Source organism: Halopseudomonas maritima (assembly GCF_021545785.1).
Classification (GTDB): domain Bacteria; phylum Pseudomonadota; class Gammaproteobacteria; order Pseudomonadales; family Pseudomonadaceae; genus Halopseudomonas; species Halopseudomonas maritima.
Genome location: NZ_CP079801.1, coordinates 2,808,522 through 2,822,666, shown reverse-complemented (window position 1 = coordinate 2,822,666; position 14,145 = coordinate 2,808,522). Strand labels below are relative to the sequence as shown.

General features: G+C 61.7%; 18 protein-coding genes. 7 read left to right on the top strand and 11 right to left on the bottom strand.

What is annotated here, in order from left to right; all coding sequences use genetic code 11:
- The gene (gene rpsP, locus HV822_RS13035; RefSeq protein ID WP_083727971.1) at window positions 1–252 is read right to left on the bottom strand and encodes a 30S ribosomal protein S16; all 252 of its coding nucleotides are present in this window, start codon (window positions 250–252) and stop codon (window positions 1–3) included.
- Between the two features lie 222 nt (window positions 253–474).
- A complete protein-coding gene (ffh, locus tag HV822_RS13030; RefSeq protein WP_083727970.1) occupies window positions 475–1,878 on the bottom strand; it encodes a signal recognition particle protein in 1,404 nt (467 codons plus the stop codon).
- 167 nt (window positions 1,879–2,045) lie between these two features.
- Between ffh and HV822_RS13025 the strand changes: the two genes are divergently transcribed.
- Both HV822_RS13025 and HV822_RS13020 read left to right on the top strand, forming a co-directional pair.
- On the top strand, window positions 2,046–2,846 hold the full coding sequence (locus HV822_RS13025; RefSeq protein WP_238870600.1) for a cytochrome C assembly family protein: 801 nt from the start codon (window positions 2,046–2,048) through the stop codon (window positions 2,844–2,846).
- A gap of 28 nt (window positions 2,847–2,874) precedes the next feature.
- Window positions 2,875–4,188 (top strand): HlyC/CorC family transporter, encoded by a 1,314-nt coding sequence (locus tag HV822_RS13020; RefSeq protein ID WP_238870599.1) that lies wholly within the window; start codon window positions 2,875–2,877, stop codon window positions 4,186–4,188.
- Here the strand turns inward: HV822_RS13020 and HV822_RS13015 are convergent.
- The 5 genes from HV822_RS13015 to HV822_RS12995 are packed head-to-tail and all read right to left on the bottom strand — an operon-like array spanning window position 4,134 to window position 7,430.
- Window positions 4,134–4,847 (bottom strand): SGNH/GDSL hydrolase family protein, encoded by a 714-nt coding sequence (locus tag HV822_RS13015; protein ID WP_238870598.1) that lies wholly within the window; start codon window positions 4,845–4,847, stop codon window positions 4,134–4,136. The two genes, HV822_RS13020 and HV822_RS13015, sit on opposite strands and share 55 nt — an antisense overlap.
- Before the next feature lie 35 nt (window positions 4,848–4,882).
- Complete coding sequence (gene purT / locus HV822_RS13010; RefSeq protein WP_238870597.1) at window positions 4,883–6,064, bottom strand: formate-dependent phosphoribosylglycinamide formyltransferase; 1,182 nt, start codon at window positions 6,062–6,064, stop codon at window positions 4,883–4,885.
- Window positions 6,061–6,282: a DUF1289 domain-containing protein gene (locus HV822_RS13005; protein ID WP_238870596.1), complete on the bottom strand. Its 222-nt coding sequence runs from the start codon at window positions 6,280–6,282 to the stop codon at window positions 6,061–6,063. Before HV822_RS13005 ends, purT begins: the two co-directional genes overlap by 4 nt.
- The gene (locus HV822_RS13000) at window positions 6,282–6,806 is read right to left on the bottom strand and encodes a gamma carbonic anhydrase family protein (RefSeq protein WP_238870595.1); all 525 of its coding nucleotides are present in this window, start codon (window positions 6,804–6,806) and stop codon (window positions 6,282–6,284) included. The genes HV822_RS13005 and HV822_RS13000 overlap by 1 nt, the downstream gene beginning before the upstream one ends.
- 9 nt (window positions 6,807–6,815) lie before the next feature.
- A complete protein-coding gene (locus HV822_RS12995; RefSeq protein ID WP_238870594.1) occupies window positions 6,816–7,430 on the bottom strand; it encodes an NUDIX hydrolase in 615 nt (204 codons plus the stop codon).
- A 423-nt stretch (window positions 7,431–7,853) separates the two neighbouring features.
- Here HV822_RS12995 and HV822_RS12990 point away from each other — a divergent pair, with 423 nt between their 5' ends.
- Together HV822_RS12990 and HV822_RS12985 are read left to right on the top strand one after the other, a co-directional pair.
- Window positions 7,854–8,405 carry an NUDIX hydrolase gene (locus HV822_RS12990; protein WP_238870593.1) on the top strand — a complete coding sequence of 184 codons (552 nt, stop codon included), beginning with the start codon at window positions 7,854–7,856 and terminating at the stop codon, window positions 8,403–8,405.
- On the top strand, window positions 8,402–8,890 hold the full coding sequence (locus HV822_RS12985; protein WP_238870592.1) for a L,D-transpeptidase family protein: 489 nt from the start codon (window positions 8,402–8,404) through the stop codon (window positions 8,888–8,890). Before HV822_RS12990 ends, HV822_RS12985 begins: the two co-directional genes overlap by 4 nt.
- 9 nt (window positions 8,891–8,899) lie before the next feature.
- Here HV822_RS12985 and HV822_RS12980 read toward each other — a convergent pair whose 3' ends face one another.
- Window positions 8,900–9,223 (bottom strand): Nif3-like dinuclear metal center hexameric protein, encoded by a 324-nt coding sequence (locus HV822_RS12980; RefSeq protein WP_238870591.1) that lies wholly within the window; start codon window positions 9,221–9,223, stop codon window positions 8,900–8,902.
- A 73-nt stretch (window positions 9,224–9,296) separates the two neighbouring features.
- On the opposite strand from HV822_RS12980, the gene HV822_RS12975 reads away from it, so the two are divergent.
- On the top strand, window positions 9,297–9,620 hold the full coding sequence (locus HV822_RS12975; protein WP_238870590.1) for a hypothetical protein: 324 nt from the start codon (window positions 9,297–9,299) through the stop codon (window positions 9,618–9,620).
- On the opposite strand, the gene HV822_RS12970 is transcribed toward HV822_RS12975, so the two are convergent.
- Window positions 9,607–10,257 (bottom strand): TetR/AcrR family transcriptional regulator, encoded by a 651-nt coding sequence (locus HV822_RS12970; RefSeq protein ID WP_238870589.1) that lies wholly within the window; start codon window positions 10,255–10,257, stop codon window positions 9,607–9,609. The two genes, HV822_RS12975 and HV822_RS12970, sit on opposite strands and share 14 nt — an antisense overlap.
- Before the next feature lie 76 nt (window positions 10,258–10,333).
- Between HV822_RS12970 and HV822_RS12965 the strand changes: the two genes are divergently transcribed.
- Window positions 10,334–11,437: a DUF2855 family protein gene (locus tag HV822_RS12965; protein WP_238870588.1), complete on the top strand. Its 1,104-nt coding sequence runs from the start codon at window positions 10,334–10,336 to the stop codon at window positions 11,435–11,437.
- Window positions 11,438–11,532: 95 nt separating this feature from the next.
- A complete protein-coding gene (locus tag HV822_RS12960) occupies window positions 11,533–12,498 on the top strand; it encodes a hypothetical protein (protein ID WP_238870587.1) in 966 nt (321 codons plus the stop codon).
- A gap of 7 nt (window positions 12,499–12,505) precedes the next feature.
- Here the strand turns inward: HV822_RS12960 and HV822_RS12955 are convergent, their stop codons facing one another.
- Window positions 12,506–12,892 (bottom strand): septal ring lytic transglycosylase RlpA family protein, encoded by a 387-nt coding sequence (locus HV822_RS12955; RefSeq protein ID WP_396264884.1) that lies wholly within the window; start codon window positions 12,890–12,892, stop codon window positions 12,506–12,508.
- A gap of 87 nt (window positions 12,893–12,979) precedes the next feature.
- On the bottom strand, window positions 12,980–14,134 hold the full coding sequence (locus tag HV822_RS12950; RefSeq protein ID WP_238870586.1) for a BamA/TamA family outer membrane protein: 1,155 nt from the start codon (window positions 14,132–14,134) through the stop codon (window positions 12,980–12,982).
- Between the last annotated feature and the right edge of the window lie 11 nt (window positions 14,135–14,145).

The window sequence follows — 14,145 nt, the reverse complement described above, 5'->3', positions numbered from 1 at the left end:
TCAGGCAGCAGCCTGAGCAGCTTCCTTCAGCAGGGCAGCAACGCGCTCGGACGGTTGTGCACCCTGGCTCAGCCAGTACTGAACGCGCTCTTCGTTGACCGACAGGCGTACTTCAGCGCCAGCAGCGATCGGGTTGAAGAAACCTACGCGCTCAACAAAACGGCCATCACGCGCATTGCGGCTGTTGGCAACGGTCAGATGATAGAAGGGGCGCTTCTTGGAGCCACCACGAGCAAGACGAATGGTTACCATGTCGACATCGTTTCCTGTGTTTGAGTATCGCTACTTGATCAGTTACGGGCATGCAGCGTACTGCACATACACCTAGGGCCCGAAAGGTCGCGTATTCTACGGAATATAACGACCGATGAAAACTCTTTTTTCAGCAGCAACCGGCACCGCCGGTCGTCCGGGGTCTGTCGCCGTTTCGTGCAGCCAGCTGCGAGCGAGCAAAACGGCAGCAGACCCTGCAAATCAAAAGCGCGGCATACCGCCGCCCGGCGGCAACATTCCACCACCCCCGCCGCCGCCCATGCCACCCATACCGCGCATCAGTTTGGCCATGCCACCCTTGCCGCTGACCTTCTTCATCATCTTCTGCATCTGCTTGTGCTGCTTGAGCAGACGGCCGATATCCTGAATCTGGGTGCCGGAGCCGGCAGCGATACGGCGCTTGCGCGAGCCGCTAATAACGTCGGGGTTGCGGCGCTCGGCCGGCGTCATCGAATTGATGATCGCCTCCATGCGCTTGAACTGCTTGGCCGCCTCGGTCTGCGCGGTTTCCATCTGGGCCGCGTTGATCTTGCCGCCCATCATCGGCAGCTTTTCCATCATCGAGCCGAGACCGCCCATGGCGTTCATTTGCTGCAGCTGATCACGGAAGTCTTCCAGGTCAAAGCCCTTGCCCTTCTTCAGCTTCTTGGCCAGCTTCTCAGCCTTGTCCTTGTCGATCTTCTGCTCGGCCTGCTCGATCAGACTGAGCACGTCGCCCATACCAAGGATGCGCGAGGCAACCCGGTCAGGGTGGAAGACTTCCAGGGCGTCGATCTTCTCGCCCATACCGAGGAACTTGATCGGCTTGCCGGTGATATGACGTACCGACAGCGCTGCACCACCACGGGCGTCACCGTCCACCTTGGTGAGGATCACACCGGTCAGCGGCAGTGCTTCGTTAAACGCCTGGGCGGTGTTGGCCGCATCCTGACCGGTCATGGCATCGACCACAAACAGGGTTTCTGCCGGCTTGGCTGCCGCATGCACCTGCTTGATCTCGGCCATCATCTCGTCATCGACGTGCAGACGACCGGCGGTATCGACGATCAGCACATCCATGAAACGGTTCTTCGCCTCGCGCATCGCCGCCTCGACGATGGCCACCGGCTTCTGTTCAACCGAGGACGGGAAGAACTCGACCTGCACGTCTGCCGCCAGGGTTTCGAGCTGCTTGATCGCCGCCGGACGATAAACGTCGGCACTGACCACCATGACCTTTTTCTTCTCGCGCTCGCGCAGGGTCTTGGCCAGCTTGCCAACGCTGGTGGTCTTACCCGCACCCTGCAAGCCCGCCATCAGGATCACCGCCGGCGGGCTGACCGCCAGGTTCAGCCCTTCGGACTGCCCCATGACCGCTTCGAGCTCGGATTTGACGATCTTGACGAAAACCTGACCCGGCGACAGGCTGCGCGACACTTCGGTGCCGACGGCACGCTCGCGCACCTGGTCAACAAAGGTCTTGACCACCGGCAGCGCGACGTCGGCCTCCAGCAGCGCCATGCGCACTTCGCGCAGGGTGTCCTTGATGTTCTCTTCGGTCAGCTTGGCCTGTCCGGTCACGCCACGCAGGCTGTGTGACAGGCGTTCGGTAAGATTCTCGAACATGATGCTTTCTCCCTGGGCGGGCCTAATTTTGGGCAGCCCGGCCGCATTTTCAGCCGCGCAGTATACCCCGCACTCCCGACACAGGATAGGGAACGCAGGCAGACGCTTTCACCCGGACGCGGCTTATGCCACACTGCGGCTTTGTTGATAATCGCTCGCAAGGACGTATGACAGCCCTCGCCCCCAGTCTGCTGGCCGCCGGTTTTTACATCAGCGGCATCCTCTACCAGCTGCATTGCCTCGGTAAACGCCTGGCCGTCAATGCCAGCCTGCTGCGTGCCATCGGCCTGATCGCCCTGCTGGCCCACGCGGCGAGCCTGTATATCCAGCTGACGACCCCACAGGGCTTCGCGCTGGGCCTGTTCAATATCGCCTCGCTGATCTCCTGGCTGGTCGTCGCGACGACCCTGGCATCGAGCTTTCGAGCACCGGTTACCAGTCTGCTGCTTGGCCTTTATCCACTGGCGCTGATTACCGGACTACTGGCTGGACTGTTTCCGCAAAACACCACCACCCTGCCCGCTGGCCAAGAAGGTCTGCTGGTACATATTCTGCTGTCGGTGCTGGCCTACGGCATCCTGACCATCGCCGCCTTCCAGGCAACCCTGCTGGCGCTGCAGGACTACCAGCTCAAGCACAAGCATCCAACCCGCTTTAGCCGCACTTTCCCGCCGCTGCAGACCATGGAACAGCTGCTGTTCCAGTTCCTGCTGTGCGGCGAAGTGCTGCTGACTCTGGCGCTGCTGTCGGGCTTTGTCTTCCTGGACAACATGTTCGCCCAGCACCTGGCGCACAAGACCCTGCTGTCCTGCCTGGCCTGGGTGGTGTTTGGCACTCTGCTGTGGGGCCGATATTTCCGTGGCTGGCGTGGCAGCAATGCCATCCGCTGGACACTGGCGGGCTTTCTGCTACTGATGCTGGCCTACTTCGGCAGCAAGCTGGTGCGCGATTTCCTGCTCGCCGCCTGACCTTCCCACGTATCGCTGAGGCCCGCCCTTGAACGAATCCCATACCGGCCTGCTATTGATTCTGCTGGTGGTGCTTATCGTGCTGTCGGCTTTCTTCTCCAGCTCCGAAACCAGCATGATGAGCCTCAACCGCTACCGGTTGAAGCACCTGAGCAAGGAAGGCCACCGTGGCGCCCGGCGTGCCTCGCGCCTGCTGGAGCGCCCCGACCGCCTGCTGGGCACCATCCTGGTCGGCAACAACATCGTCAACATTCTTGCCGCCTCCATCGCCACGGTGGTAGCGGTCGAGCTGTGGGGCGAAGCCGGTATCGCCATCGCTACCATGATATTGACCGTGGTGGTGCTGATCTTCGGCGAGATCACTCCCAAGACTCTCGCCGCCCTGCGCCCGGAACTGATCGCCTTCCCGGCCAGCGTCATTCTGGCGGCGCTGCAGCGTCTGCTGTATCCGGTCGTGTGGGTGTGCAGCGCCATCAGCAACCAGCTGCTGCGCCTGCTGGGCGTCAACCCGAACGACAGCAACGGTGATCAGCTGACCACCGAAGAGCTGCGCACCGTGGTGCGCGAAGCCGGCCTGGGCATCACCCGCAGCCGCCAGAACATGCTGCTGGGCATCCTCGACCTGGAGAAGATGACGGTCAACGACATCATGATCCCGCGTAACGAGGCTGTCGGCATTGACCTGGATGACGACATGAGCGCGATCATCCACCAGCTGCGGACCTGCCACTACACCCGACTGCCGCTCTACCAGGGCGATATCAACAACGTCACCGGCATCGTGCACATGCGCTCGATCGCCCGCCTGTTGAGCCGCGGCGAGCTGACCCGCGAAGCGCTGATCGGCGCCTGCAAAGAGCCCTACTTCATTCCCGAGAGCACGCCGCTGCACACCCAGCTGTTTAACTTCCAGAAGCAGAAGCGTCGTATTGCCATCGTGGTTGACGAGTATGGTGACGTGATTGGCTTGGTGACGCTGGAGGACATTCTTGAAGAGATCGTCGGCGACTTCACCACTGAAATGCTCAGCCTGAGCCAGGATATCCATCCGCAGAGCGACGGCACCTATGTTATCGACGGCAGCGCGGCTATCCGCGACATCAACCGCCACCTGCACTGGAAGCTGCCGGCAGACGGCCCCAAAACACTGAACGGCCTGATCACCGAACAACTTGAGAGCATCCCGGAAACCGCCGTCTGCCTGACCACCGGCGGCTACCGCATGGAAATTCTGCAGACCAAGGACAATATGGTGAAAAGCGTGCGGGTCTGGGATCGCAGCCTGAATCAGCCGGCGCCGACCGAAGCACCCGCCACCGCCGGCTCCGACAGCGCCAGCTGACGCACGATGCCCGCCGCCCATAATCGATACCCCTCGGCCGAGGGGTGATAGCCATCGCGGGCCAGGTAGTGCGCTTCAAAGGGCATATCCAGCGACAGATAGCCCGCCCCCTGCTCCGCCGCAACCTGCTGCACGTCGCGATTCATCAGCCCGGCACGTAAGCCAAACCAGCCACGCAGCGGCTGCGGCAAGGCACGAAAATGCCCCAATGGCGGCACCTCGGTCAGCATGACCTGGCCCACGCAGCCGTTTAATTGCTCAACAAGACTCTGCAGATTGCGCCGCCAGCGCGGCCGTGGCGTGAGGTGGGTAGTGTCGTTGACGCCCAGCACAATCAGCGCCAGATCCCAGTGCCGATCAACCACCTGCGGCAGCAGATCCTGGAGGCAGTCGGCCGCTACCGCGCCATTGCGTCCGGCCGCCTGCCATTGCACCGCACGCCCCAGCTGCTGGGACAGCTGCAACGCCAATTGACCGCTGAGCGCTTGGCGCTGGCAGTCGACACCAACCCCCGCCACAGTGGACTCACCGATCAGCAGCAAGCGCAGCGGCGCCTGCAGCGAGCCAGCGGGTGCCGGCACCACGCCCTGCCAGGGCGCTGCCGCATCCGGCAAACGCAGCGCTGTGCGCTTGACCCAGATGGCCTGCGGCAGCAGCAACGGCAGGGCCGGTGCTGCCAGATACCACCAATTACTCAGAGCTTGACCTCAACAGCGCCAGCGGCACGCACCGCCTTGGCCACCGCCGTATCAATCGACTCAGCGCGCGCCAGGGCCACGCCCATGCGCCGCTGACCGTCCACCTCGGGCTTACCGAACAGACGCAGCTGAGTGTCCGGCTCGGCCAGCGCCGCGCCCAGATTGCCGAAGCTGACATTAGCCGACTGCCCCTGCACCAGAATCACCGCCGAGGCAGAGGGCCCCTGCTGGCGAATCACCGGGATCGGCAAGCCCAGAATAGCGCGGGCGTGCAGGGCAAACTCCGACAGATCCTGCGAGATCAGGGTCACCAGACCGGTGTCGTGGGGGCGCGGCGACACCTCGCTGAACCAGACCTGATCACCCTTGACGAACAACTCGACGCCAAACACCCCGCGCCCACCCAGTGCCTCGGTAATGGTGGAAGCAACCCGCTTGGCTTCAGCCAGTGCGCCCTCACTCATCGCCTGCGGCTGCCAGGACTCGCGGTAGTCACCCGCCTCCTGACGATGCCCGATAGGCTCACAGAACGACGTACCGTCAATGTGCCGCACCGTCAGCAGGGTGATTTCATAATCAAAATCGACAAAGCCTTCAACAATCACGCGCCCCTGACCGGCCCGGCCGCCGGACTGGGCGTACTCCCAGGCGGCATCAATGTCCGCGCTTTCGCGCACCAGGCTCTGCCCCTTGCCCGACGAACTCATCACCGGCTTGACCACACAGGGCGTTCCGATGGCGGCAACCGCAGCGCGGTAATCTTCCAGAGTGTCGGCAAAGCGATAAGGAGAGGTGGGCAGCTCCAGGGTTTCGGCGGCGAGGCGACGAATGCCCTCGCGGTCCATAGTCAGGCGGGTGGCCTCGGCGGTGGGCACCACCGTGTACCCCTCCGATTCCAGCTCAACCAGCGTGGGCGTGGCGATCGCTTCAATTTCCGGCACGATATAATCCGGCTGTTCGGCCTCGATCACTTCACGCAGGGCCTGGCCATCGAGCATGCTGATCACATGGCTGCGATGAGCGACCTGCATGGCCGGCGCGTTATCGTAGCGGTCCACCGCGATAACCTCGCAGCCAAGGCGCTGCAGCTCGATGGCCACCTCCTTGCCCAACTCACCCGAGCCCAGCAGCAATACCCGAGTCGCGTCGTCTGCGTAGGGAGTGCCAATTACCGTCATGCCTGTTTACCTTGCAAAGTTGAATGGGTGGCCGTGTCAATCCACAGCCCTTGTCCGCGCGCGCGGGTCTGGCAGCGCGCCAGCACCTCGCGTCGCTGGTCATCGCTCATACGCCCCCAGGTAGCGATCTCCATACCGCTGCGCTGGCAGCCGGTACAGATATCGTTGTCGTCCAGCGCGCAAATGCTGACGCAAGGGGAGCGGACCGGCGTATTCATCAGTCTTCCTGTACCTTGAGCTGCTCACGGAAGCGCTTGGCGTTCTGCACGTAATGCGCTGCGCTCAGCTCCAGCATTTTCTTCTGCTGCTCGTTCAGGGTTTTCACCACTTTACCCGGCGAGCCCATCACCAGCGAGCCATCGGGGATTTCCTTGCCCTCGGGGATCAGGCTGTTGGCGCCAATGATGCAGTGCTTGCCAATCTTCGCGCCGTTGAGCACCACCGCATTGATGCCGATCAGGCTGTAATCACCCACCGTACAGCCGTGCAGCATGGCATTGTGGCCCACGGTAATACCCTTGCCGAGGGTTAGCGGCACACCGCTGTCGGCGTGCATCACGGCGCCATCCTGCACGTTACTGTGTTCGCCCACGGTAATGCGCTCAACATCACCACGAATCACTGCACCAAACCAGACATTGGCGCCGGCTTCCAGCGTCACCTTGCCGATCACCGCAGCGTTGTCGGCAATCCAGGCATCTTCGGCCATCTGTACACGGTCCTCACCCAGGCTGTACTTCATGTGCTGCTCCTAGTTTTTGTCCTGCCCGTCAAAGGGGGTATGCAACTGAATGCCGGCAGCAAAGCCGGTGTTCATAAATTCAACCAGCATCAGGGCGGTCAGCCCCCAGATTTTAAAACCCTCAAAGCGATAACTGGGGACATACCAACTGCGGCCCTCGTAGTCGATACGATGGGTCATCTCGCGGCGATCTTCCATAAAGAAGTCGACCGGCACGCGGAAAACCTCGGCGATTTCGCTGTCGTTGGGGATGATCTCAAAGTGCTCGGGCACCAGTCCGACATAAGGGGTAACCTTGATGCCAAAACGCGACACCAGCGAATCCATTGGGCCCACCACATCCACCATCTGCGGCTGCAGACCAATCTCTTCATGTGCTTCGCGCAGGGCGGTAAAGCACAGATCCACATCACCGGGATCACGCCGTCCCCCAGGGAAGGCCACCTCACCGGAATGGGTCGACATGCGCTGTGAGCGCAGGGTCAAGATGATTTCCGGGCGGTCATTTACGCGGGTGACCGGGATCAGCACTCCCGCCTCCGGCAGCCCCGGAGCCTCCACCTGTCGAGGGGTGTGGTTCTGCACCCGCATGCGCATCTCTTCTAGGGTTTGTTGACGTTTCATTCATCCGCCTGTTGCTGCCTGTAAAGCAGCCAATCAAGGAGCGAGGAGCGTAGCGTGGCCACTCCACGTGAGCGACGAGAGACGCCGAGTGGCGGCTTTACAGGCGCAACCTCGGCGGCCCCACCCGCAGGGCCGGGACCATTTTTTGGCCATGCTGCGTTGTCGGTCGCTTATGTAGCGCGACTACACTGCGCTTCCTCCGCCTTGCCTGGCCAAAAAAATGGTCTCCGGCAGATGGGTGAAGGAAACGTCAACAGACCCTGGCAAAAATCCTCGTTTATTTCCTCAATGATGGCATGATCACCAGGGCAGAACCAGCCGCACCACGGCGTGAATACCGGGCGATAGGCGACTGGCGCTTGCCGTCTGCGCGCGGCATCAGCAAGATAGGACCAGACCATTGCAGCCTGCCGGAATACCACCATGAAGTTTTGTAGCGAGTGCGGTCAGTCGGTTACCGCACGCGTCCCTGATGGAGACACCCGTTCGCGGTTCATCTGCGACCACTGCCAGACCATCCACTACCAGAACCCGCGCATCGTCGCCGGCTGCCTGGCTGTGCATGAACAGCAGGTGCTGCTGTGCCGCCGCGCGATCGAGCCGCGCATGGGCTATTGGACGCTGCCGGCCGGCTTCATGGAAAACGGCGAAACAACCGAAGAAGCTGCCCTGCGCGAAACCTGGGAAGAGGCCCGCGCGCGCCTGCAATCGCAACAGCTGTATATGCTGTTCAACCTGCCGCACATCAATCAGGTATACATGTTTTTCCGCGGCGAGCTGGCCGACCTGGACTTTAGCGCCGGCGAGGAAAGCCTTGAGGTACGGCTGTTTCACGAAACCGATATTCCCTGGGACGAACTGGCCTTCCCTACCATTGGCAAGACGCTGAAACAGTACTTCATTGATCGCCGGCAGCAGCACTATCCGGTGCACATGCGCGACATTACCTACCGTCCAGGGCAGGTCCGCCGATGAAACTACTCAGCCTGCTGCTCTGCTGTCTGCTCAGCCTGCCGGTGCTGGCGGCACAACCGCCGATCGATCGCGTGCTGGTGAAAAAGTCCGAGCGTCGCCTGCAGATCATCAGCAATGGCGACGTGCTGCACGAATACCGCATCTCGCTCGGCCGCCAGCCGGTTGGTCACAAGCGCCAGCAAGGAGATCAACGCACGCCAGAGGGCATTTACAGCATCGACTGGCGTCAGGAAAGCGCACAATACAACCTCAGCCTGCATCTGGATTACCCCAACCTCAAAGACCGCCAGGCGGCCTTCGAGGACGGCATTGACGACCCGGGCGGCATGATCATGATCCACGGCACCCCGATCGATGAGGAATACCCGGAGTGGTACTTCAAGGGTCTGGACTGGACCAACGGCTGCATTGCCCTGGGCAACGCGGAAATGCGCGAGCTGTGGGAACTGGTGCCAGACGGCACGCTGGTGGAAATACAGCCCTGAGCAGCTGGCTCAGCAGCCCATCAGGTGGGCATCCAGACGCCAGACATCAAACGCCGGCTCTTCATAGGGATGCGCCTGGCGCAGCGCAGCGATCGCCGCCTCGATACAGTCTGCAGCACACAGCAGCTCAACCCGGTACTCGGCTACCCGTTCGACCTCGCCCTGCTGGCCGATAAACGGCTGGCTGCCAGCCAATGGCCGGAACTGCCCTTCGCCCAGCACCTGCCAGCTGCAGCAGTCATAGTCACCAAGACGGCCAGCGCCGGTCGCAAATACCGCCTGCTTGACCGCCTCAACGTGACTGGCCGGCACAAAAAAACACAGCTTGAACATGCCTTTTCTCCTCTCCTCGCAGCACGCTGCAGCAGCTACGCTATAAAGACCTCACCCATCACCGGAGCCGCCTATGACGATCGACAGCAACCGCTTGCTGCTGGAGCTGGAAAAACTGCGTCGCGAGATCAACCGCAACGTCATCAACCCGGCTATCCCGGAACTCAGCATCGACGCCCTGACGCCACTGCTGAACATGGTCGCGCAAAGCCGCAAGGCCTATCTCCACTGCCTGCTGGATATGGCTGAACAAAGCGCCGGCACACCACCAAGCGAGGAACAGATCGCTCGCCTGCGCGCTCACCGCGAGACCTACGATGAACTGGTCAGCGCCGTGAACGCACTGGAAACCGCCATTCAGCGCGACTATCTGGACGTGCGCGTCAATCGTCGCTGAGCCCTTCAGGGTTGGACAGCAGACGCAAGCAGCTGTCCAACTGAGCCGCCACCACCGCCTCCAGGCGCTCGGCGGGCAACTCGACCAGCAATGCGTAGCGACGCGCGCCCCACACCATCAGATGCAAGGCTTCCAGTTGCGCCTCTGAGGGCATAGCCGGCAAGTCGTCTGCCGCCTCCAGTACCCGACGCCAGGCCTGCAGCAGCTCGCTGTAGGCACGTTGCTGGTGTTTCGCTTCGGCTATCGCCGGCTCCAGCTCCAGCATCTGCGGATGGAACCAGGCCGCATCACCAGCCACACCACCCAGCAGCCGCACCAGACGCCCAACACGCTGCTGCCAACTTAGCCCCACCGGGGTTACCGCCTGCTCTTGCACCGTGCGTAGCAGGCGCTCGATGCAATAGCGTACATACCCCGAGTGCAAGGCCTCCTTGCTGGGAAAGTAGTCATACAGGGTGCCCACCGCCACACCGGCTTCCAGCGCGACGGCCCGCGTCGTAATGCGCTGCCAGCCATCGCGCTGCCAAATCCGAACATAGGTATCGAAAATCGCCTGCACCGTGACCTTGGCGCGGGCCTGGGTAGGCCGTTTCAGCGGTTTGTTGCGTGCTTGCGGGGGCGTTGGTTTGCTGGTCATGGAATTCCGAACCCGGTGGTCAGACAGACAGGCTACAGTCATCGCACCACGGATTCACCCCCAATCGGAGCAGAACATGACCGTTATCAGCCAACTGCAGAACAACAAGAAAGACCTCAACCAGACCCGTATCACCAGCCAGCCTGTACCCGCGCTGCAACCGGGTGAAGCACTACTGCGCATCGACCGTCTGGCGCTGACCACCAACAACATTACCTACGCAGCCTTTGGCGAAACCCCGCACCTGCGCTACTGGGACTTTTTCCCTACCGGCGCAGCCGAGTGGTTCCACATGCCGGCCTGGGGCTTTGCCGAGGTGGTCGAAACCACCGTTGAGGGGCTGGCGATTGGAGAACGCTTTTACGGTTACTGGCCGATCGCCTCCCACGTCGTCATGAACCCCGTACGCGTCTCGGAGCGTGGCTTCTATGACGGCATCCCCCACCGCCTGGAGCTGACGTCCGCCTACAACCAATACCAGCGCATCAGCACCGACGCAGCCTACCGCGCCGAAGACGAGAACTATCAGATGCTGCTGCGCCCGCTGTTTATCACCTCGTTCATGCTGGCAGACTTCCTGGAAGACAACGACTTTTTCGGCGCCCGTCAGATCGTCGTGTCCAGCGCCTCCAGCAAGACCGCTTACGGCACCGCCTTTTGCCTGGAAAACAACCCCAAGGTCGAGCTGGTCGGCCTGACTTCCGGCAGCAATACTGGTTTCGTCGAAAAGCTCGGCTGCTACCAGCGCACCCTGGCCTACGGCGATGTTGAGCAACTGGATGCCAACCTGCCCACCCTGTACGTCGATTTCTCCGGCAACAACGGCCTGCGTAACCGCGTGCATGACCACTTCAGAGACAATCTGGTACACAGCTGCTTCGCCGGTTCGTCGCAAAACCACGAGCACCTGAGCGCCGCCGACGCCCCCGCCCATGGTCCGGCGCCGCAGCCGTACTTTGCGCCCTACCAGATCAAGAAGCGCAACGCCGACTGGGGCGCCGCCGAAGTCACCCGCAAGTTCAATGAAGCGCAGTTGGCGTTCATCCAGCGCACCAAAAACCCGCAGCAGCCCTGGATGCTGGTTAACGAACACAACGGCATGGAGCAGGCCAAAACCCTGGTCGAAGACCTGGTTGCCGGGCGGATTGATCCCAAGGAAGGTCACGCCGTGCTGCTGTAAGTGAGCACCTGGCTGGCCCCGCCGCTGGACCGGGGCCAGCCAGCCGCTATGCTGGAGTCAGCCAAGGCAGCTCACAGCACAAGGATTCGCTATCGATGCCCAGCCCCTGCTCCCTGCAATTGCTCGCCCGCACACTCCGTGCCCAGCACCTCTGCACCCTCAGCGTCCTGACTGCCAGCCTGCCAATCCAGGCCGACCCGGCCTTTATGCAGCGCTGGGTCGAGCAGTTTGCCAACAGCGAAATCGTGTTTCAGCGCGGCAGCACCAACGTCCCCTTTCAGCCACTGGCTTTTGTCGACGCCACCCACTACGGTGAAAGCACCCTGGAACGCGCTGACGGCAGCGCGGTCAGCGCCCGTCAGACCACCCTGTCACAAGGCGCCGTGCTACCTTTTTTGATGTCGCCGCGCGATGCGCTGCTGGTCGGTGACTGGGTCAGTTGGAGCCACTTTGACAGCACCTCCAGCAACCTGGATTCCTTTGACGTGCTGTCGGTGGGCGTGCCAGTCGGCTGGTTCCGCCAGGTCAACCACCGCTGGCAAGCGGGCGGCTTTGTCATGCCACTGGGCCACAAGGCCAGCGGCGAACACTGGAGCTGGGAAACCATGAGCGGCGGCTTTGCCCGCTATGTGCAAAATGACCGCCTGTGGTGGGCCTTTGGTCTGTACGCCGACTTCAGCTCCGGTGATGACCTGTACCTGCCTTATGTAGGGGCCTCCTACGCGCTTAACCAGCGCTGGACCCTGAGCGCCGTCATGCCTTGGCCAGCGGTGCTGTACGCAGCGGACAGCCGCACGCTATACCGTTTTGGCGTATCACCTTCGGGCGCCAGCTGGTCCACCGAGACCGGCACCCGCGATATTCAATACGAACTGGACACCTGGGACTTCGGCTTCTCCGCCGCCCGCCGCCTGCAAGGCAACCTCTGGCTGGAAGGCGAAGTGGGCGTCACCGGTCTGACCGGTATGAGTCTGCGCGGCAGCGATTGGGAAGAGCCTGACTTGAACGTCAGCAACAGCCCCTACATCAGTATCGGCATCAACTTCCGGCCCAGTCTGTGAGGCGGTATCAGCGGCCCGGCGCCGGGCGCTCTACCTCCAGCTGAACACGCAGCAACCCAGCGCGCAGGCTGCCGATGCGGCTAAAGGCTGATTTGGACAGGTCGATCACCCGCCCACGCACAAAGGGGCCACGGTCATTGATACGCACCACCACGCTCTTGCCGTTGTCCAGGTTGGTGACCTTGACCAGGGTATCGAACGGCAGAGTCTTGTGCGCGGCCGTCAGGGTGGCGTGGCTGTAGCGCTCGCCGTTGGCGGTCAGCTGGTTCTGGTGCCGGTCGGCGTAGTAGGAGGCCTGGCCCGTCTCCCGGTAGCCGGGCTCGCCGGTGCCACGCGCTAACGTGCTGCAACCGGCCAGCCACAACAGAACAAAAAACAACGTAATAAGCTTCACACACACCCTCAGATAGACAAGCACCAGACAAGCTGGCAATGGGGAGATAGACCAAGGCGGACGACAGTGGTTCGCTCAACCTGGCGCCTACCAGTTAGAGCCCGCCTGAATGTAGATCGACGAATCTTCCGGCCCTTGCGCCCAGTCAGCCCCCATCCAGAAGCCGTAGCGCTTGGCTACCAGGTAGCGGACGCCGCCACCCAGGTTACTGGCCGAGCTGGCAGCGCCCAGATCGGAAAAGCCATCTGCCGCCCGTCCTACCCCGCTGAACAGGTTGAACTTCCACTGTGGCCGCCACTTCCAGGTTAGCTCGACTTCGCTGGTCAGCACGGACTCCCCCTGATAGCGGGTGGCGGATATACCGCGCAAATCAACCGCCGGCAGAACATAGGGCGGCAGCTCGCGATCACCGCTCACACCGTCATACTGCAGGCGCAGCGCCAGATCCCAGCGCGGGCTCAAGGTCCAGTAGTTGAGCCCTTGCAGGTGCATGGCGTTGTACTCAACGTCACTGCCAATAGCACCATCAAAGCGCATCAGCTGCGCCACGTAGTTATAACCTTGGGTCGGGCCGAGAGGGTTATCGCGCGAGTCATACTCCACCGCCAACCCCAGCCCCGAGGTCACAATATCTTGCTCGATGTAGCTGGTCACCAAGTCAACTGCCGCCGGCGGTATTCGACCGATTTCCCGCGAGCCTGCGTAGCGCAGCTGTACCTTGCGGTACAGCTGGCGCACGCCGTAAAACCAGTTTGAATCGTTATGGCGCTTCATCAGTTGCTGAAACAGCACCGGGCCAGACAGGTTCAACTCAACCGGCCGCTGCACGCTGATCTGGCCCAGCGAGTAGAAGTCCAAATTCAGGTCACTGAAAAGCAGCGCGCCCTTGTAGCGCAGTTGATCGTCCAGCCAGAAGCCCAAATGACCGATGCCGGCGCCCTTACTGCCATTGTTGGTGGCACCGAGGCTGAGCAGGGAGATGTTGCTGGGCAACACCTGCTCGTCCTGCTGGCCGCGCTGCTGCGGCGACTCATGGAAAAACAACCCGGTCACCGCCAACCCCACTCCAACCGCCGGCTCGGTAATGATGGTGGGCACCGGAATAAAGCCTGCCGGCAAACGAGACAGAAAGCCCTCTGACTCGTACCGCCCATCGTCAGGGTCAAAAATATAATCGGTACTCAACTCTGCCCAGGCGCTACCACACACCAGAACTCCCACTGCTACGGCGACCAGGCGCATCCTGCTTCCTC

Coding starts and splice junctions, on each gene's coding strand:
- HV822_RS12995 (WP_238870594.1), bottom strand. CDS start 7,430: ATGAAACGTCAACAAACCCTAGAAGAGATGCGCATGCGGGTGCAGAAC.
- HV822_RS12965 (WP_238870588.1), top strand. CDS start 10,334: ATGACCGTTATCAGCCAACTGCAGAACAACAAGAAAGACCTCAACCAG.
- HV822_RS12980 (WP_238870591.1), bottom strand. CDS start 9,223: ATGTTCAAGCTGTGTTTTTTTGTGCCGGCCAGTCACGTTGAGGCGGTC.
- HV822_RS12975 (WP_238870590.1), top strand. CDS start 9,297: ATGACGATCGACAGCAACCGCTTGCTGCTGGAGCTGGAAAAACTGCGT.
- HV822_RS12950 (WP_238870586.1), bottom strand. CDS start 14,134: ATGCGCCTGGTCGCCGTAGCAGTGGGAGTTCTGGTGTGTGGTAGCGCC.
- HV822_RS12990 (WP_238870593.1), top strand. CDS start 7,854: ATGAAGTTTTGTAGCGAGTGCGGTCAGTCGGTTACCGCACGCGTCCCT.
- rpsP (WP_083727971.1), bottom strand. CDS start 252: ATGGTAACCATTCGTCTTGCTCGTGGTGGCTCCAAGAAGCGCCCCTTC.
- HV822_RS13025 (WP_238870600.1), top strand. CDS start 2,046: ATGACAGCCCTCGCCCCCAGTCTGCTGGCCGCCGGTTTTTACATCAGC.
- purT (WP_238870597.1), bottom strand. CDS start 6,064: ATGACGGTAATTGGCACTCCCTACGCAGACGACGCGACTCGGGTATTG.
- HV822_RS13005 (WP_238870596.1), bottom strand. CDS start 6,282: ATGAATACGCCGGTCCGCTCCCCTTGCGTCAGCATTTGCGCGCTGGAC.
- HV822_RS12970 (WP_238870589.1), bottom strand. CDS start 10,257: ATGACCAGCAAACCAACGCCCCCGCAAGCACGCAACAAACCGCTGAAA.
- ffh (WP_083727970.1), bottom strand. CDS start 1,878: ATGTTCGAGAATCTTACCGAACGCCTGTCACACAGCCTGCGTGGCGTG.
- HV822_RS12985 (WP_238870592.1), top strand. CDS start 8,402: ATGAAACTACTCAGCCTGCTGCTCTGCTGTCTGCTCAGCCTGCCGGTG.
- HV822_RS13000 (WP_238870595.1), bottom strand. CDS start 6,806: ATGAAGTACAGCCTGGGTGAGGACCGTGTACAGATGGCCGAAGATGCC.
- HV822_RS12960 (WP_238870587.1), top strand. CDS start 11,533: ATGCCCAGCCCCTGCTCCCTGCAATTGCTCGCCCGCACACTCCGTGCC.